The following is a 16,699-nucleotide window of genomic DNA, read 5'->3' as shown; positions in this document are numbered from 1 at the left end:
CCATAGCCGACGAACAGCGCACGCAGCTCTTCCTCGGGGATACGGGCCAGAATGGTGGGATTGGCGATCTTGTAGCCGTTGAGGTGGAGGATCGGCAGCACCGCGCCGTCAAGCGCCGGGTTGAGGAACTTGTTGGAATGCCAGGAGGTGGCGAGCGGCCCGGTTTCCGCCTCGCCGTCGCCGACGACGCAGGCGACGACAAGGTCCGGGTTGTCGAAGGCCGCTCCATAAGCGTGCGAGAGGGCGTAGCCAAGCTCGCCGCCTTCATGGATCGAGCCGGGCACATCAGGCGCCGCATGGCTCGGGATGCCGCCAGGAAACGAGAACTGGCGGAAGAGCTTCTTCATTCCGGCCTCGCCCAGCGCAATGTCCGGATTGGTCTCGCTGTAGGTGCCCTCGAGATAGGTGTTGGCCACCATCGCCGGCCCGCCATGGCCGGGACCGCAGACATAGATGACATTGGCGTCGCGTTGCTTGATGGCACGATTGAGATGCGCATAGATGAAGCTGAGACCAGGCGAGGTCCCCCAGTGGCCGAGCAGCCTTGGCTTGACATGCTCCAGCCGAAGGGGTTCGCGAAGCAGCGGATTGTCGAGCAGATAGATCTGCCCGATGGTCAGGTAGTTGGCGGCACGCCAGTAGGCATCGATGTCTTGCAGTTCCTGCGCGGACAAACGATTGGCGCTGGGATGCTCGGTCATTTCCGACTCCTTCGCTGGGTTGAACCGATGCGGATGAAACACAACGCATCAACGCTGCCACCGGTTCATGACCGGTCCATGTCAGGACCGGGTGCGCCTTCGATCTATCCGGCAGGGGGCCGGCGGGCTTTGATCCATCGCAAAATGCCGAGGCAAGCCGGCCGCGGCTCCAAACAGCATCACAAAACTGCATCACGCGAGACAAGACAGCGGCTTCTTTGCTTCAGAGCAACTAACGCATTGAAAAGACCCGTCAGGATAGTTGTTCGCAAAATGCGGACAGACAAGATGAAACGCAAATTGAATGACGATGCGACGATGGATGGGATCATGCGCGAGGCGCCGGCGGCTGTTCGTGTCGTCCTCCAGCACGGAATGTTGTGCGTCGGCTGCCCGATCGCTTCCTTCCACACCGTTTCGGACGCGGCACGCGAGCATGACCTGGACGAGGATCAGCTTCGCTGCGACCTGGAGGCGGCCATCGACGCCGGCGGAGCGGGCTAGCCCTTTGCCGAGCGGCCTTCAGCGATGACGAGGAGGCGATGGGGTTCGACCACGACCACCCTTTGTCGCCCGCTCTTGACCAACCCCTGGTCTTCCCAGGCGGAAAGCAGCCGGCTGACCGTGTGAAGCGTGGTGCCTGTCATCTCGGCAACGTCTTGGCGTGAAATGGGGAAGTCGATCATGATGCCTGCCTCGGTCTTTTTCCCCGACTGCTTGATCAGCTTCAGCAAGGCATGCGCAACGCGCTGCTCCACCTGCTCGGTGGACATCTCGATGACGCGAGCATGAGCATCCTGCAGCCTTATTCCCACCGCCTTGTAGGCATTGGCGCTGAAGCTCGGGTAGCTCGCCGCGAATGTAGCCCAGAGCTGGCTCGGCCAGGCGAGCGCCACGCAATCGACCGCCGCAAGGGCATTCGCCGGATAGGTCGTCCGGCCCAGCGCGCTGGCGATCCCCATCAATTCGCCCGGGCTTATGTATCGCACGGTCACCTCATGACCATCCGGAGTCGATTTCACCACGCGCACATGGCCGTCGAGCAGAAGGAAGAACGAATGGGCCTCCTGCTCCTGCTCGAAAACCGGCTGATCCTTGGCGATGCGAATGGACCTTGCCTGTCCGATTATGCGATCCAGGTCCGCGGAGGCGATCCCCTCGAAGACAGGCAGTCCGGCAATCAGCGATCGATCAAGGCTTGCCAACTGCCTTCCTCCCCAACTTCAACGCTGCGATGCGTTCAGGCTCTGCCTGACTGTGTCACGGACGACCGCCCGTCGACAAGTGAAGCCTCCCCCTCGGTGTGGCAAGGCGATCACTCCCTTGTTTGCGCTGAGGCAAATTCCGGACCTCAGAGCCCGGATAAAAGCGGCCCAGCAGGCGTCTTGCCTGGTTTTCAATGGGGCATGTCATGGCAATTCCACGGACGCGGCCAAGCGCCTATCCGGCAATTCTCTCCTACGGGTTCCGGCCATTCTTCCTTCTGGGCTCGCTCCAGGCCGCCATTGCGATGCTGCTGTGGCTGCCCCTCTATTACGGCAGGCTGGTAACCTTCAGCACATTCCTGCCCGTGGACTGGCATATTCATGAGTTGCTTTTCGGCTACCTGCCGGCGGTCGTGACCGGCTTCCTGCTGACCGCAATTCCGAACTGGACCGGCCGGCTTCCCGTTCAGGACTTTCGCCTCCTTGCGCTGGTGTTGCTCTGGGTTGCCGGTCGGGCGGCCGTGTTCCTTTCCGCGGAAACCGGATGGCTGCTGAGCGCGGCCATAGACTGCTCTTTTCTTCTAGCGGTGGTTGCGGCCGCCACAACGGAGATCATCGCCGGACGGAACTGGCGGAACCTCAAGGTGCTGCTGCCAGTCGCGACCCTATTTGCGGCAAACGTCATATTTCATGTTGAAGCGCATTACCAAGGCATCTCCGACATGAGCCGCCGCCTGGGTCTTGGAGCGGTCGTCGTCCTCATCATGATCGTAGGCGGGCGAATAGTCCCCAGCTTCACCCGCAATTGGCTGGTGCGCGAGAACCCCGGCCGGATTCCGGCATCATTTGGCAAGTTCGACATCGGAACGATCGCGCTGTCCGCCGTCGGCCTCGCGGCCTGGACCTTCTTTCCCGCCAGTCTTGCAACCGGCGCGCTTCTGATCGCGGGAGCGGTCTTCAATAGTGTTCGGCTTGCCCGCTGGGCGGGCGATCGGACACTGGGCGATCCGTTGGTGCTGATCCTGCATATTGCCTTCGTCTTTGCGCCGCTAGGCCTGCTGCTTGCCGGACTGACCGTCCTCGCACCAGGTGTCGTTCCAGCGGCGGCGGGCATTCACGCATTTGCCGTTGGAGCGGTGGCCTGCATGACGCTGGCCGTGATGACCCGCGCCTCTCTCGGCTACACAGGCCGCGAACTGGCGGCAGGCGCCGGAACGCGTGCGATCTTCGTTGCGATCGTCATCGCTGCCATCCTGCGCATAGCTGCGGCCATGGCTCCCGGCGCTCCGATCCTCCTGCATGTCTCGGCGGCGCTATGGGTTACCGCTTTCGTCGGCTACGCCGTGTTCTTTGGCGGAATGCTCACGCGGCCACGCCGGCAAGCGCGTAACAACGCTGAATGAACGCTTGGGCCGACACTGACCATCATGTTCCGCGCCATCACTTTCGTCGCGGCATTTGAGCTAGCGCAAATCGCCACGTCCTCCGACGATCTAAAAGCGCGCGACGGTAGATGCCGTGGTGAAACAAGAAAGGAACTCTCCGATGAAACTGCCCCTCATTGCCGCGGCGGTCGCGTTGCTCTCGATGGCCGGCGCCGCGAATGCCGAAGAACATGTCGTCCAGATGCTGAACAAGGGTGAAAAGGGCGCGATGGTCTTCCAGCCCAACTTCGTCCGGGCGGCGCCCGGCGACACGATCAAGTTTGTGCCGACCGACAAGACCCACAATGCCGAGGTCATCAATGGAATGCTTCCGGACGGCGCCGAGCCCTTCAAGGGCAAGGCGAGCGAGGAGATCACGGTCACCCTCACCAAGGAAGGTGTCTATGGCGTGAAATGCGCTCCCCACTACGGCATGGGCATGGTGGCGCTGATCGTCGTCGGCAAGCCGGTCAACCTGGAGGCGGCAGAAGCCGTCAAACAGATCGGCAAGGCAAAGCCCGTCTTTGCCGAGCTGTTCGCCGAGGCGACCAAAGCCGCTTCGAACTGATCCGACAGCATGGGGGGCTGCCTCCGGCAATGGCGGGCCGGAGGCACGGGCCGGGCAGACCTTGGGAGAGGTCCTGCCCGGCCATCTTTTTGTCGGCCGCGTGTGCGCGGTGTGCCTATCTGGCCTTCCTGTAGAAGCAAACTCCTCAACAAAGAGCAACTGCACCTGTCACAGGTTTGCGCAAGCGCAAAGACGAGATTTTCGAAGTCGATATTCTGACGATATCGAAATGATTGAAATGAGGAGAGGTTATGATGCTTACGAGACGCGAAGCTTTGCTGGGTTCTGTTCTTACCGCCGCCGCTGTTGCCGCCATCGGCTCGACGCCGGCGATGGCGGCCGTGACGGATGTGGCAGAGCTGCCGCGCGAAAAGGTCACGCTTGTCGCGCCGCCTTTCGTGCACGCTCACGACCAGGTGGGCAAGGGCGGCCCCAAGATCGTCGAGTTCACCATGAAGATCGAAGAGAAGCCGATGGTCATCGACGCCGACGGCACTCAGCTCAACGCCATGACCTACAACGGTTCCATTCCGGGCCCGCTCATGGTCGTGCATGAGGGCGACTATCTCGAGCTGACCTTGATCAACCCCGACACCAACACGCTCGCCCACAATATCGACTTCCATGCGGCGACCGGCGGGCTCGGCGGCGGTGCGCTGACGCTGATCAACCCCGGCGAGCAGGTGACGCTGCGCTTCAAGGCGACCCGGTCCGGCACATTCGTCTATCATTGCGCACCTGGCGGGGCGATGATCCCCTGGCACGTGGTGTCGGGGATGAGCGGGGCGGTGATGGTCCTGCCGCGCGATGGCCTGAGGGACGAAAAGGGCAAGCCCGTACGCTACGACCGCATTTACTATATCGGCGAGAACGACTTCTACATCCCGCGCGACGAGCAGGGAAAGTTCAAGAAGTACGACTCGGCCGGCGACAACTACGACGACACCGTGAAAGTGATGCGCGGCCTTGTCCCGACGCATGTCGTTTTCAACGGCAAGGCTGGATCGCTGACCGGCGAAAACGCCATGAAGGCCAAGGTCGGAGAGACGGTGCTCATCGTCCACTCGCAGGCCAATCGCGACACCCGTCCGCACCTGATCGGCGGCCATGGCGACTTCGTCTGGGAACACGGAAAGTTCGGCAATCCCCCCGCCAAGGATCTCGAAACTTGGTTCATCCGGGGTGGATCGGCGGGCGCGGCGCTCTACGCGTTCCGGCAGCCGGGCGTCTACGCCTACGTCAATCACAATCTCATCGAGGCCGTAGAGCTCGGCGCGACTGCGCACTTCACGGTGGACGGAAAATGGGACGACGATCTGATGATGCAGGTCGAGGCTCCCAAGGCGATTGCCTCATAGAAGGTCGATCGACCTGCGACCCGCCGGCGATATCGGCGGGTCGCAGCCGCTAGCGGAGCTTGAGCATGTCCTTCGATCCTGTCTTCACATTGGGAACGATCGCGGCCGCCGCCCTCATCGCTCTCGGCGTCAGCAATGCGATCGACGGGGCGACGCCCTCGCGGGTTCCAGCTGCCGTGGCGAAGCTGGTCGCCCTGGCGCCCGGATCACTCGAAAATCCGCAGCCTGGTGAGTTCCTCCGGGACAATCATCCCGTACCCGCACCCGTGGCGAAGGAAACCATCGACACGCCACTGGAAATCATGAAGTTCCAGGTGACGGCGTCGGACTATGACCTTTGCGTTTCGGACGGCGCCTGCAAACCTGCCGACTCGCGTCTCGTCGGCAACGTTCCGGTGACGGGCGTCAGCTTCCTCGATGCCCAGGCTTACGCGAATTGGCTGTCGGCAAAAACGGGTGAAACCTGGCGGCTGCCCACCAACGTAGAGTGGGCCTATGCAGCTAGCGAGCGGTTTCGGCCCGACATCGAGGGGGGCGACGGCGACCCGGCGGATCCGGCGAGGCGATGGCTCACCCAATACCGCAACGAGGCGGCGCTCGGCCGTAAAGCGGATCCTGAACCGCGTCCTCTCGGGGCATTCGGAATCAACTCAAAGGGCGTTGCGGATATTGCCGGCAATGTCTGGGAATGGACATCGACCTGCTACGCCCATGTGACGATGACCAGCGATGGCGTTGCCAGTTCGCTCACCAATTGCGGCGTGCACGTTGTGGAGGGGTTCCACCGCACCTACATGTCGAACTTCATCCGCGACGGCAAAAGCGGCGGCTGCGCGGTCGGAACTCCGCCGGACAATCTCGGGTTTCGCCTGGTCCATGAACGCGGCGACTTCCTGCAGGCCGCGCTTCGCCGATTGGGCCTCACCTGACTGCCCCACAAAAAGGAACTTAGATGACTTCGAAGCCGGCCCTGCTTGACAGAGTGCGCCCCGTCGCCGAACAGCCCCTGGCCCGCCCCGGCGTGGACCGGGCCTCGATCGGGGTGCTGGTGCGCGAGTTCTATTCCAGGGTGAGAAAGGATGAGCGGCTCGGGCCTATCTTCGCCCGGGAAATCGCCGTTGACTGGGAGCCCCATCTGGAGAAGATGACGGACTTCTGGTGTTCCGTCATCTTGAAGAGCGGCGACTACCATGGCCGACCTGTGCCGGCCCATCTGAAGCTCAAGGACGTGACCGAAGCAGACTTCGGGATTTGGCTGGCTCTCTTCGGCGAGACGGCATCCCGCCTGTTCGCTCCCGAGATCGCGGCGGTGTTCGTCGAGCGAGCGGAAAGGATAGCGACGAGCCTCAGGCTCGCCATGTTCTTCCACCTCGGCCCTGCCGCCAGAGACGTTTCGGGAAAAGTGTGAGCGGTCAGGTTCGCACCCCTCGCCATAGCTGTTCGTTCGCAATTTTCTAAAACGCGGGGATGGAGCGGTTTCGCCGTTTCCTTGCTCCAAGTGACCGGCAAGCAGGGAGCAATCCACCGAGCTGACATCCGGTTTGATTCCGCACATGGACTGTGATGGACTGTAGCTGTTCAAGCCCCTGATTTCCGCGATGATCCTCAATCTTTTCGTCGGCACGATCGTCATCAGCCTGACGGTCCTGATCCACACTTTCGGCCTTATCGCGATCACTTACGTGATGTCCCGACTCGTTGCGCTGTTCCGGATGCACGGGAGGCGCAGCCGGGTCATCGCCATGATCACGGTCGTGATGGGGCTTTTCGCTGTCATGACGGCGGAAGTCTGGCTATGGGCCGGGATCTACCGGCTGCTCGGAATCTTCAGCGATTTCGAGACGGCGCTTTACTTTTCGACCATCACCTTTTCGACGGTCGGATATGGCGATGTCGTGCCGGCTCATGGCTGGCGCGTGCTGGCGGCCCTGGAAGGCATCAACGGCTTTCTGCTGATCGGCTGGTCGACAGCCTATCTGATCGCGGCCGGGACCCGTGTCGGGCCGTTCAGGGTGGGCGAGCATTTCTGACCCCCCACCTGAAGCCTATTCAAACTGAAGCCTATTCAAACCGCCACCGAATGCCTGCCGGTTCCGTTGCTGAGGTATTTGTCGAATTTCGCCGCCACCGTGCGGACAAGCGGACGGCTTGCCGCCGGCACGACGAAGTTCTCGCCTTCCAGCCGAAGAAGCTGGCCCGCCCCGCCGATGGCCAGTCGGCTCGCTTCGCAAAGCAGCCTTTGGCCGACATTTCCAAAGCGGTCGACAAGCTCCACCGCCGAGAAGGCGAAGTTGCACATCAGGCGCTCGATGACCCAGCCACGCGCCTCATCTTCGACGCTGAATTCTATGCCGCGCGTTATCGCCAGCTCTCCCGAATCCACGGCTTTCTGGTATTCACCCGTCGCAACGATGTTTTGTGCATGGCCCTGGCGATACCGGCTGATCGACGAGGGGCCGAGACCGATCAGGGTTTCGCACTGGTCCTCGGTGTAGCCCTGGAAATTGCGGCGGATCTTGCCGGCGCGGGCGGCAACCGCCAGCGTGTCCCCGGGCTTCGCGAAATGGTCCAATCCCAATGCCTCGTAGCCGGCATCGACAATCAGCTGCGCGGCAAGCTGTGACTGCGCCAGGCGCGCGACGGAATCGGGCAGCCAGGCTTCATCGATCATCGTCTGATGCTTCTTGAACCACGGCACATGCGCGTAGCCGAACAGGGCAAGCCTGTCCGGCGCCAAGGTCAGCGCCTGGGCAACGGTCGCCGCGACGCTCTTGCCGGTCTGATGCGGCAGGCCGTAAAGCAGGTCGAGGTTGACGGACGTGACGCCCCGCGCCCGCACCGCATCGACAATGCTCTTGGTCAGCGCGAAACTCTGCTCGCGATTGATCGCCTTCTGCACCTTGGGATCGAAATCCTGGACACCCAGGCTCGCCCTTGTCATGCCGATCGCGGCAAACGCGTCCAGCCGACCCTCGTCCATGTCATTGGGGTCGATCTCGACGCTGAGGCTGGCATCGCCGAGGAAGTCGAATTGATCCCGCAACGCCTTTCCGAGCATGAGGATGTCGTCGGGCTTCAGCATTGTCGGGGAGCCGCCACCGAAATGAACGGCGCGGACCCTGCCGCGGCCGCTGACGAGGCCGACCGTTTCGATCTCCTTGTGGAGGGAGCGAAGGAAAGTGGCCACGGGCGCATAGTGACGTGTCTGCTTGGTATGGCAGGCACAGAACCAGCACAGCCGATCGCAATAGGGAATATGGAGATACAGCGATATCTCGTCATCGCCTTCGAGCGCGTCAATCCACCCGCGAACCGTGACCGCGTCAACGCCCGGATGAAAATGCGGCGCCGTCGGATAGCTCGTGTAACGCGGCACGTTGTCGCCAGGGCTCACGGTCGGAGCTGGGCGCGGCGGATCGATGGGAGCGGCGGGCGGGGTCATGACGGTCAAACTGCCCGAACGACGCCGGCAAAACCTTGATCTCGATCAAGGCGACTCAGGTCAAAACCCGGGCAGATTGCCGCTCCTATTTGACCACGGGCGTCGCAATGACCGCCAGACAGGATGTTCAGCAAGCAGACGTCCCCGCAATTTGCAAATCCTGCGAAGCGCGGCAGGATGGATTATGCGGCGCCTTCAACGCCCGCCAACTCGCCGAGTTGGCCAAAGCCTCCTCCAGGCATGAGGTTCCGGCAGGCACGGAACTGCCCGACGACGGAACCTACTCCAATCTTCTGTCCGGCGTGGTCAAGCTCACGAGAAATCTCTCGGATGGTCGTCAGCAGATTGTCGGGTTCCATTTCGCGCCCGATTTCCTGGGCAGGCCGTTCGAGGCAAAGAAGCCGATCAGGGCCGAAGCCTTGACGAATGTGGCGCTCTGCTCGTTTCCAAAGGCAATCATCGATCGGATGGCAAACGAGATGCCGGAGCTTGGACGTCTGCTGCTGAAGCATACGCTGAACGAGCTCGACGAAGCACGCGACTGGATGGCGGCGCTGGGGCGCAAGACCGCGTCCGAGAAGGTCGCAAGCTTCCTCCTCATGGTCGCCAGAAACACCAATCCCGCGCACCATCCGGCGAGCCCGATAAGCTTCGACCTGCCGCTGACACGCACCGATATCGCCGATTTTCTCGGGTTGACCATCGAGACGGTCAGCCGGGAACTGTCCAGGTTGCGGTCCGACGGCACGATCCGGATCGTCAACAAGCGGCAGATCAGCCTCGCAAGCATGGCTCAGCTCGAGGAACGCTGCGGCGACTGACCGGCGACGATCCTCCTGCGAGCCTTCGCTTGCTTGACCTCACCATGACCCCAAGGTTCGGCCTTGCAGGTCGTTTCGCTGGCGTCCCTGCCTGAAGCGGGATCAGTTTCCGACGCCCTCCAAATAAAAGCAGTGCGCGTTTGACCTGGATCAAGGCCGGGGGGCCGGGAAATCTCGAAAAGGTGCCTCGGGCGGGTATTTCCGCCGGAACTTTCGAGACGAGATCGGGGACTTGCGATGAAATTTGGCACGGAGATCGTCCTTCTAAGCCTGTTCGCCTTTGGCGCCCTCGTAGCCGCCGGCTTCGGGGTGGATGAACCTTTTCGCCAGCACATGTGGGTTTTGTTCTTGGCCGTGGCTGGATTCACCGCGGTCCTGCTGCGCACTACGGATTTCAAGCCCGCGGCGCCGATCGACCCATCCGCCTACATGGATGGTCCGATCCGCTACGGCGCCATTGCGACGGTGTTCTGGGGCGTCGTCGGCATGCTGGTCGGCTTGATCATCGCGCTGGAGCTTGCATACCCTCAGCTTAACATCGGGCCCTGGTTCAATTTCGGCCGGCTGCGGCCGCTTCATACCTCCGGTGTGATCTTCGCCTTTGGCGGCAACGCCCTTCTGTGCACATCCATGTATGTCGTGCAGCGCACGTCCCGCGCGAGGCTGTTCGGCGGCAATCTCGCCTGGTTCGTCTTCTGGGGCTATCAGCTGTTCATCCTCATGGCCGCGACCGGCTATCTGCTGGGCATCACCGAAGGCCGCGAATATGCCGAGCCGGAATGGTATGTCGACCTCTGGCTGACGATCGTCTGGGTCGCGTATCTGATCCTTTTCCTCGGCACCATTCTGAAGCGCAAGGAACCGCATATCTACGTCGCCAACTGGTTCTACCTGTCCTTCATCGTCACCATCGCGATGCTGCATGTCGTCAACAACCTGACGATGCCGGTCTCGTTCCTCGGCTCGAAGAGCTACTCGGCATTCTCGGGTGTTCAGGACGCGCTGACGCAGTGGTGGTACGGCCATAATGCGGTCGGTTTCTTCCTGACGGCGGGCTTCCTCGGCATGATGTACTACTTCGTGCCCAAGCAGGTGAACCGCCCGGTCTATTCCTACCGGCTGTCGATCATCCACTTCTGGGCGCTGATCTTCCTCTATATCTGGGCAGGACCGCACCACCTCCATTACACCGCCCTGCCCGACTGGGCGCAGACGCTCGGCATGGTGTTCTCGATCATGCTGTGGATGCCGTCCTGGGGCGGCATGATCAACGGCCTCATGACCCTCTCCGGCGCCTGGGACAAGATCCGCACCGACCCGATCGTCCGCATGATGGTGGCGGCCATCGCCTTCTACGGCATGTCGACCTTCGAAGGGCCGATGATGTCGATCAAGACGGTCAACTCGCTGTCGCACTACACGGACTGGACAATCGGCCACGTCCATTCGGGCGCGCTCGGCTGGGTCGGCCTGATCAGCTTCGGCGCGATCTACTACATGGTGCCCAAGCTCTGGAACCGCGAGCGGCTCTATTCGATGCGCCTCGTCACCTGGCACTTCTGGCTGGCGACGCTCGGCATCGTTGTCTACGCGGCGGTGATGTGGGTCTCGGGCATCATGCAGGGGCTCATGTGGCGCGAATACGACGAGCAGGGTTTCCTCGTCTATTCCTTCGCCGAGACGGTCGCCGCGATGCATCCCTACTACATCATGCGCGCCGCGGGCGGCGCCATGTACCTGGCCGGCATGCTGATCATGGCCTGGAACATCACCATGACCATCCGTGGCTACCAGCGCAAAGAGCAGCCTTTGCCGGGTTCCGCCCCCGCCCTCCAGCCTGCCGAATAAGGAGCCAGACATGGGCCTGATAGACAAACACGCGCTGATCGAGAAGAACGCGACGCTTCTTCTCGTCGGATCCCTGCTGGTCGTGACCGTTGGCGGCATCGTCGAGATCGCGCCGCTCTTCTATCTCGACAACACGATCGAGAAGGTCGAGGGCATGCGGCCCTACACCCCGCTGGAGCTTGCCGGACGCAACATCTATGTACGCGAGGGATGCTATCTCTGCCACAGCCAGATGATCCGGCCGTTCCGCGACGAGGTGGAACGCTACGGCCATTACAGCCTGGCGGCCGAGTCGATGTACGACCACCCCTTCCAGTGGGGATCCAAGCGAACCGGACCGGATCTTGCTCGCGTCGGCGATCGCTACTCCAACAGCTGGCAAGTTCAGCATCTTGCCGACCCGCGCTCCGTGGTGCCGGAATCGGTCATGCCGAACTACGCCTTCTTGAAAGACACGCCGATCGAGGTGAAGGATTTCTCGACGCATCTGGTTGCGAACAGGCGCGTCGGGGTGCCCTACTCCGACGACATGGTCGCCAACGCAAACGCCGACCTGACGGCGCAGGCCGATCCCAATGCCGACACGACCGGCCTGGAGAAACGCTACCCCAAGGCCAAGATCGGCGACTTCGACGGCAACCCGCAACAGGTCACCGAGATGGATGCTCTCGTAGCCTATCTCCAGATGCTCGGCACCCTGGTCGATTTCAAGAACTACGACGAAGCAGCCGGCTACCGCTGAGGAGGGCAACCGATGGAATACAACTTGATGCGGGAGTTCGCCGACAGTTGGGGCCTGCTTGCCATGGCTTTGTTCTTTGTCGGCTGCATTGTCTTCGCGCTGCGTCCGGGTGGCAGAAAGCATGCCGACGACGCCGCTAAAATTCCTCTCCAGGACGATTGATCATGAGCAACGAGCATATCGACGAAATCTCGGGCATCACGACGACCGGCCATGAATGGGACGGTATCAAGGAGCTCAACAATCCTCTGCCGCGCTGGTGGGTGATCACCTTCTACATCACCGTGGCCTGGGCGCTCGCTTACACGATTGCCTATCCCGCCTGGCCGATGCTGAGTTCCGCCACCAGGGGCGTCCTGGGCTTCTCCAGCCGCAATGCCGTCAAGAACGAGATGGCCGCGGCTGACGCCGCCAAGGCCAAATACGTCACGGCAATACAGTCCAAGACCGTTTCGGAAATCGCCGCTGACGACACGTTGCGCGAGTTCGCCGTCGCCGCCGGCGGCGCGGCGTTCAAGGTGAATTGCGTGCAGTGCCACGGCTCCGGCGCGCAAGGATCGACAGGGTTTCCGAACCTCAACGATGACGATTGGCTCTGGGGCGGCAAGGCGGAGGAGATCCAGCAGACGATCACGCACGGCATCCGCTTCGCAGCGGACCCCGACACCCGTCAGTCCGAGATGACCGCCTTTGCCGACGTGCTCAAGCCGGAACAGATCGCCCAGGTCAGCGCCTATGTGGCGAGCCTTTCCGGACCGGTACAGGACAAGAGTCTGATCGAGCCCGGCGCCAAGGTTTTCGCGGACAATTGCGCCGCCTGCCATGGCGAGAACGCTAAGGGCAACCGCGACCTCGGAGCACCTGATCTGACGGATGCCATCTGGCTCCACGGTTCCGGCGAGGCCGCGATTGCTGCCCAGGTGCGAGCCCCGAAGAACGGGGTGATGCCTGCCTGGGTCGGCCGTCTCGGCGAGACGACGGTCAAGGAGCTGGCTGTCTATGTCCATTCGCTTGGCGGCGGAGAATAGGAGCGGGGCCTATTCTCGGCCCTCAGCCGTTCAAGCGACGAGGCCCGGCCGTGCCGGGCCTCGACTTGCTTTTTGATGGCTCAATTTGACCTGCATCAACGCGACGCGCCCGCGCGATTGCGAGATTGCCGGAAAGAAGGCGGCATCATTTCGCCGTGATTGGAGATCGTCGTGCTGGATCAGTCGCAGGTAGAACGGCTCGAGGCCGAAGCGGTCAACTCCGCGAAGACGCGACAGCCGCTCTACGCCGCGCGCAAGAAAATCTTTCCGAAGCGCGCCTCCGGTCGTTTCCGCCAGTTCAAATGGCTGGTGATGGCGATCACGCTCGGCATCTATTACCTGACCCCCTGGCTGCGCTGGGATCGGGGGCCTTTCGCTCCCGACCAGGCCGTTCTCATCGACCTGGCGAACCGCCGTTTCTACTTCTTCTTCATCGAAATCTGGCCGCAGGAATTCTACTACGTCGCCGGCCTTCTGATGATGGCGGGCGTCGGTCTTTTCCTGATCACATCGACGGTCGGGCGAGCCTGGTGCGGCTATACCTGCCCCCAGACAGTCTGGGTCGACCTGTTCCTTGTCGTCGAACGCGCAATTGAGGGCGATCGCAATGCCCGCATGAAGCTGGACGCCGCTCCCTGGAGCGCCCGCAAGCTTTTCCTGCGCGTCTCCAAGCACGCCATCTGGCTTGTCATCGCTGTGGCCACGGGCGGGGCCTGGATCTTCTACTTCGCCGATGCGCCGAAGCTGCTCGGCGAAGTCGTCACCGGCACGGCGGCGCCCATCGCCTATGCCACGATCGCGGTGCTCACCGGCACCACCTATGTGCTCGGCGGGCTGATGCGCGAGCAGGTCTGCACCTATATGTGCCCGTGGCCGCGCATCCAGGCCGCCATGCTCGACGAAAACTCGCTGACGGTGACGTATAACGACTGGCGCGGCGAGCCGCGCTCGCGCCACGCCAAGAAGGCCTCGGCCGCCGGGCAATCGGTCGGCGACTGCGTCGACTGCAACGCCTGTGTCGCCGTCTGCCCCATGGGAATCGACATCCGCGACGGCCAGCAGCTGGAATGCATCACGTGCGCCCTTTGCATCGACGCCTGCGACAGCGTCATGGACAAGCTCGGCCGGGAACGCGGGCTGATCTCCTACGAGACGCTGGCTGACTACAACGCCAACATGGCGTTGGCCACATCCGGAGGCACCGGCCCGGTCAATCCGGCGCTGGTGAGGACGCCGAGCGGCAGCTTCGCCGACGGCCTGGCACATTTCCACCTGGGCAAGATCTTCCGGTTGCGCACCTACATCTATCTCGGCGTGTGGTCGGCGATCGGCCTGGTGCTCGTCTGTTCGCTGCTGACGCGCGAACGGCTGGAGCTCAACGTCCTGCATGATCGCAATCCGCAGTTCGTGACGCTCTCGGACGGCTCGATCCGCAACGGCTATACGGTCAAGCTGCTCAACATGATACCCGAGCCGAGGACGGTCGAGATCACGCTGCACGGCCTCGACGGCGGTGAGATGAGCATCGTGGGCATCGACCAGCCCGCGAGCCGCTCCTTCTCCATCCCGGTCGAGCCCGACCGGCTGAAGACGCTGAAGGTCTTCGTCCGGCAACCGGCCGATCAGATCAGGAAGCCGGCGCAGAGTTTCGAATTCCGCATCGACGACACGGCAAGTTCCGAAACCGCCGAATACACTGCAACTTTCAATGCCCCGGAGAACAGCAGATGAGCGCCGAAATGCCGAAGCCGCGCGAGTTCACCGGCAAGCATATGTTGGTCTCCATTCTGGCGTTCTTCGCGGTGGTGATCGGGGTCAATGTCACCATGGCCACGCTTGCCCAGAAGAGCTGGACCGGCCTCGTCGTCGAGAACACCTATGTCGCAAGCCAGCAGTTCAACGAAGAAGCCAGGAAAGGCAGGGCGCAGGCGGCGCTGGGCTGGACAGGCAAGCTGAGCGTCGCTTCCGGCGAGGTCCGTTACAGCCTTGTCGACAGCCAGGGCAAGCCGGTGCCGCTGCGCGGCGTCAAGGTGCTGTTCCGCCACCCGGCCTACGAGGCCGAGGACGAAGCCCTGACACTTGCCGCGGTGGCCGGCACTGCCGGGAACGCGGACGCATTTGCTGTCCGGCACACGCCCAGGAACGGCGTCTGGATCGTGGAGATCGATGCGGATGCCGGGCTGGCGTCGCCGTTCCGCGATGTCCGCCGTGTCATGATCTCGAATGGAGCCCTGCAATGAGCTGCTGCGCGCCTGGAGCTGAAATGGCGTTGGAGGTCGCTGCCGCGACATCCGCATCGCCGTCGAGCGAGGAGATCAAGTTGGCCAGCCGCTCCCTGGGCGGCGACATCCACCAGACCGACCTGTCGGTGCCGACGGTTCACTGCGGAGCTTGCATTCAGACGATCGAGGCGGCGCTCGGCTCGGTCGAGAATGTCGTGTCCGCTCGCGTCAACCTGTCGACGAAGCGTGTGTCAATCCGCTGGCGCGGCGACATCGTCCCGCCATTCTTCGCCGTGCTCGGCCGGCTCGGCTATCAGGCGCACCTGTTCGACCCGGAAATTCACGAGAAGGACAGGACGCTCTCGGAGCTGATCCGCGCTGTCGCCGTGGCGGGCTTCGCGGCCGGCAATATCATGCTGCTCTCGGTATCGGTCTGGTCCGGCGCGGAAGGCCCGACTCGCGATCTGTTCCATTGGCTGTCCGCGCTGATCGCCATCCCGGCGCTCGCCTTCGCCGGCGGGATCTACTTTCGCTCGGCTGCGAACGCGCTGCGCCATGGCCGCATGAACATGGACGTGCCGATCGCGGTGGGCGTTTCCCTCGCCTACACGATGAGCCTCTACGAGACCATCAATCACGGCGAGCACGCCTATTTCGACGCCTCGGTGTCGCTGCTCTTCTTCCTGCTGATCGGGCGCACGCTGGATCACGTGATGCGCGAGCGGGCGCGAACCGCGGTCAATGGCCTATCGCGGCTTGCCGCGCGAGGGGCAGTGGTCCTGCGGGACGACGGAATACGCGAATACGTGCCCGTCGCCGAACTCGCTCGGGGAATGCGCCTGCTCATTGCGGCCGGCGAGCGGATCCCGGTCGACGGCGATATCGTCAGCGGGAATTCCGACCTCGATTGCTCGATCGTCTCCGGCGAGAGCGCGCCGAAAGCCGTGAGCGCCGGCACGCACGTCCAGGCCGGCACGCTGAACTTGACGGGTCCGCTGACGATGCAGGCTAGCGCCGCAGCGAAGGATTCCTTCTTGGCGGAAATGATCCGGCTGATGGAAGCCGCCGAGGGTGGCCGCTCGCGCTACAGGCGGATCGCCGACCGGGTATCGGCACTCTACGCACCCGTGGTCCATCTGGCGGCCTTCGTCACCTTCCTCGGCTGGATGGTTGCGTCCGGCGATTGGCACCGCGCCATGACCATCGCGATCGCCGTGCTCATCATCACCTGCCCGTGCGCGCTCGGCCTCGCGGTTCCGATCGTCCAGGTGGTGGCGGCCCGGCGCCTGTTCGAGGCTGGCGTCATGGTCAAGGATGGTTCGGCGATGGAGCGTCTCGCG

At 62.6% G+C, this 16,699-nt stretch carries 17 protein-coding genes and 1 pseudogene; 15 read left to right on the top strand and 3 right to left on the bottom strand.

Annotated elements, in window-relative coordinates; genetic code table 11:
• Positions 1 to 701 (bottom strand): annotated as a pseudogene (locus EOA24_RS07615) (phosphoketolase); the annotation flags it as partial.
• A gap of 288 nt (positions 702 to 989) precedes the next feature.
• Here EOA24_RS07615 and EOA24_RS07610 point away from each other — a divergent pair.
• On the top strand, positions 990 to 1,205 hold the full coding sequence (locus EOA24_RS07610) for a DUF1858 domain-containing protein (RefSeq protein WP_126083545.1): 216 nt from the start codon (positions 990 to 992) through the stop codon (positions 1,203 to 1,205).
• Here the strand turns inward: EOA24_RS07610 and EOA24_RS07605 are convergent.
• Positions 1,202 to 1,906 carry a Crp/Fnr family transcriptional regulator gene (locus EOA24_RS07605; protein ID WP_126079224.1) on the bottom strand — a complete coding sequence of 235 codons (705 nt, stop codon included), beginning with the start codon at positions 1,904 to 1,906 and terminating at the stop codon, positions 1,202 to 1,204. The genes EOA24_RS07610 and EOA24_RS07605 overlap by 4 nt on opposite strands.
• Positions 1,907 to 2,112: 206 nt before the next feature.
• On the opposite strand from EOA24_RS07605, the gene EOA24_RS07600 reads away from it, so the two are divergent.
• The 6 genes from EOA24_RS07600 to EOA24_RS07575 all read left to right on the top strand — a co-directional run bounded on the left by EOA24_RS07600 (position 2,113) and on the right by EOA24_RS07575 (position 7,286).
• On the top strand, positions 2,113 to 3,309 hold the full coding sequence (locus EOA24_RS07600; RefSeq protein WP_126083546.1) for an NnrS family protein: 1,197 nt from the start codon (positions 2,113 to 2,115) through the stop codon (positions 3,307 to 3,309).
• A gap of 142 nt (positions 3,310 to 3,451) precedes the next feature.
• Positions 3,452 to 3,898 (top strand): pseudoazurin, encoded by a 447-nt coding sequence (locus EOA24_RS07595; protein ID WP_126062654.1) that lies wholly within the window; start codon positions 3,452 to 3,454, stop codon positions 3,896 to 3,898.
• Positions 3,899 to 4,152: 254 nt separating this feature from the next.
• Positions 4,153 to 5,256 carry a copper-containing nitrite reductase gene (gene nirK, locus EOA24_RS07590; protein WP_126083547.1) on the top strand — a complete coding sequence of 368 codons (1,104 nt, stop codon included), beginning with the start codon at positions 4,153 to 4,155 and terminating at the stop codon, positions 5,254 to 5,256.
• An 89-nt stretch (positions 5,257 to 5,345) separates the two neighbouring features.
• A complete protein-coding gene (locus EOA24_RS07585) occupies positions 5,346 to 6,185 on the top strand; it encodes an SUMF1/EgtB/PvdO family nonheme iron enzyme (RefSeq protein ID WP_245501769.1) in 840 nt (279 codons plus the stop codon).
• Positions 6,186 to 6,208: 23 nt separating this feature from the next.
• The gene (locus EOA24_RS07580) at positions 6,209 to 6,664 is read left to right on the top strand and encodes a group III truncated hemoglobin (RefSeq protein WP_126079226.1); all 456 of its coding nucleotides are present in this window, start codon (positions 6,209 to 6,211) and stop codon (positions 6,662 to 6,664) included.
• A 190-nt stretch (positions 6,665 to 6,854) separates the two neighbouring features.
• On the top strand, positions 6,855 to 7,286 hold the full coding sequence (locus EOA24_RS07575; RefSeq protein ID WP_126079227.1) for an ion channel: 432 nt from the start codon (positions 6,855 to 6,857) through the stop codon (positions 7,284 to 7,286).
• Positions 7,287 to 7,321: 35 nt separating this feature from the next.
• Here the strand turns inward: EOA24_RS07575 and hemN are convergent, their stop codons facing one another.
• A complete protein-coding gene (gene hemN, locus EOA24_RS07570; RefSeq protein ID WP_126079228.1) occupies positions 7,322 to 8,698 on the bottom strand; it encodes an oxygen-independent coproporphyrinogen III oxidase in 1,377 nt (458 codons plus the stop codon).
• 107 nt (positions 8,699 to 8,805) lie between these two features.
• Between hemN and EOA24_RS07565 the strand changes: the two genes are divergently transcribed.
• From EOA24_RS07565 to EOA24_RS07530, 8 genes are all read left to right on the top strand, one after another.
• On the top strand, positions 8,806 to 9,519 hold the full coding sequence (locus EOA24_RS07565) for a Crp/Fnr family transcriptional regulator (RefSeq protein WP_126083548.1): 714 nt from the start codon (positions 8,806 to 8,808) through the stop codon (positions 9,517 to 9,519).
• A gap of 237 nt (positions 9,520 to 9,756) precedes the next feature.
• Complete coding sequence (gene ccoN / locus EOA24_RS07560; protein ID WP_126079229.1) at positions 9,757 to 11,367, top strand: cytochrome-c oxidase, cbb3-type subunit I; 1,611 nt, start codon at positions 9,757 to 9,759, stop codon at positions 11,365 to 11,367.
• Positions 11,368 to 11,377: 10 nt separating this feature from the next.
• A complete protein-coding gene (gene ccoO / locus EOA24_RS07555) occupies positions 11,378 to 12,109 on the top strand; it encodes a cytochrome-c oxidase, cbb3-type subunit II (protein WP_126079230.1) in 732 nt (243 codons plus the stop codon).
• Positions 12,110 to 12,121: 12 nt separating this feature from the next.
• Positions 12,122 to 12,271, top strand: a complete 150-nt coding sequence (locus tag EOA24_RS07550) for a CcoQ/FixQ family Cbb3-type cytochrome c oxidase assembly chaperone (protein ID WP_042647191.1) — start codon at positions 12,122 to 12,124, stop codon at positions 12,269 to 12,271.
• A gap of 2 nt (positions 12,272 to 12,273) precedes the next feature.
• Positions 12,274 to 13,137 (top strand): cytochrome-c oxidase, cbb3-type subunit III, encoded by an 864-nt coding sequence (gene ccoP, locus EOA24_RS07545; protein WP_126079231.1) that lies wholly within the window; start codon positions 12,274 to 12,276, stop codon positions 13,135 to 13,137.
• Between the two features lie 171 nt (positions 13,138 to 13,308).
• Positions 13,309 to 14,868, top strand: coding sequence for a cytochrome c oxidase accessory protein CcoG (gene ccoG / locus EOA24_RS07540; RefSeq protein ID WP_126079232.1), 1,560 nt, complete (start codon positions 13,309 to 13,311; stop codon positions 14,866 to 14,868).
• Positions 14,865 to 15,377, top strand: coding sequence for a FixH family protein (locus EOA24_RS07535; RefSeq protein ID WP_126079233.1), 513 nt, complete (start codon positions 14,865 to 14,867; stop codon positions 15,375 to 15,377). Before ccoG ends, EOA24_RS07535 begins: the two co-directional genes overlap by 4 nt.
• The coding region (locus EOA24_RS07530; RefSeq protein ID WP_133374477.1) for a heavy metal translocating P-type ATPase at positions 15,374 to 16,699 on the top strand (1,326 nt) is incomplete at its 3' end. The genes EOA24_RS07535 and EOA24_RS07530, both read left to right, overlap by 4 nt.

The organism is Mesorhizobium sp. M2A.F.Ca.ET.039.01.1.1, assembly GCF_003998035.1.
Classification (GTDB): domain Bacteria; phylum Pseudomonadota; class Alphaproteobacteria; order Rhizobiales; family Rhizobiaceae; genus Mesorhizobium.
This window is presented reverse-complemented; position numbering and strand designations above follow the sequence as displayed.

What these genes read in the sequence shown, in the direction of transcription:
- EOA24_RS07610 (WP_126083545.1), top strand. Translation starts at nt 990, where the DNA reads ATGAAACGCAAATTGAATGACGATGCGACGATGGATGGGATCATGCGC.
- EOA24_RS07600 (WP_126083546.1), top strand. Translation starts at nt 2,113, where the DNA reads ATGGCAATTCCACGGACGCGGCCAAGCGCCTATCCGGCAATTCTCTCC.
- EOA24_RS07595 (WP_126062654.1), top strand. Translation starts at nt 3,452, where the DNA reads ATGAAACTGCCCCTCATTGCCGCGGCGGTCGCGTTGCTCTCGATGGCC.
- nirK (WP_126083547.1), top strand. Translation starts at nt 4,153, where the DNA reads ATGCTTACGAGACGCGAAGCTTTGCTGGGTTCTGTTCTTACCGCCGCC.
- EOA24_RS07580 (WP_126079226.1), top strand. Translation starts at nt 6,209, where the DNA reads ATGACTTCGAAGCCGGCCCTGCTTGACAGAGTGCGCCCCGTCGCCGAA.
- EOA24_RS07575 (WP_126079227.1), top strand. Translation starts at nt 6,855, where the DNA reads ATGATCCTCAATCTTTTCGTCGGCACGATCGTCATCAGCCTGACGGTC.
- hemN (WP_126079228.1), bottom strand. Translation starts at nt 8,698, where the DNA reads ATGACCCCGCCCGCCGCTCCCATCGATCCGCCGCGCCCAGCTCCGACC.
- EOA24_RS07565 (WP_126083548.1), top strand. Translation starts at nt 8,806, where the DNA reads ATGACCGCCAGACAGGATGTTCAGCAAGCAGACGTCCCCGCAATTTGC.
- ccoN (WP_126079229.1), top strand. Translation starts at nt 9,757, where the DNA reads ATGAAATTTGGCACGGAGATCGTCCTTCTAAGCCTGTTCGCCTTTGGC.
- ccoO (WP_126079230.1), top strand. Translation starts at nt 11,378, where the DNA reads ATGGGCCTGATAGACAAACACGCGCTGATCGAGAAGAACGCGACGCTT.
- EOA24_RS07550 (WP_042647191.1), top strand. Translation starts at nt 12,122, where the DNA reads ATGGAATACAACTTGATGCGGGAGTTCGCCGACAGTTGGGGCCTGCTT.
- ccoP (WP_126079231.1), top strand. Translation starts at nt 12,274, where the DNA reads ATGAGCAACGAGCATATCGACGAAATCTCGGGCATCACGACGACCGGC.
- EOA24_RS07535 (WP_126079233.1), top strand. Translation starts at nt 14,865, where the DNA reads ATGAGCGCCGAAATGCCGAAGCCGCGCGAGTTCACCGGCAAGCATATG.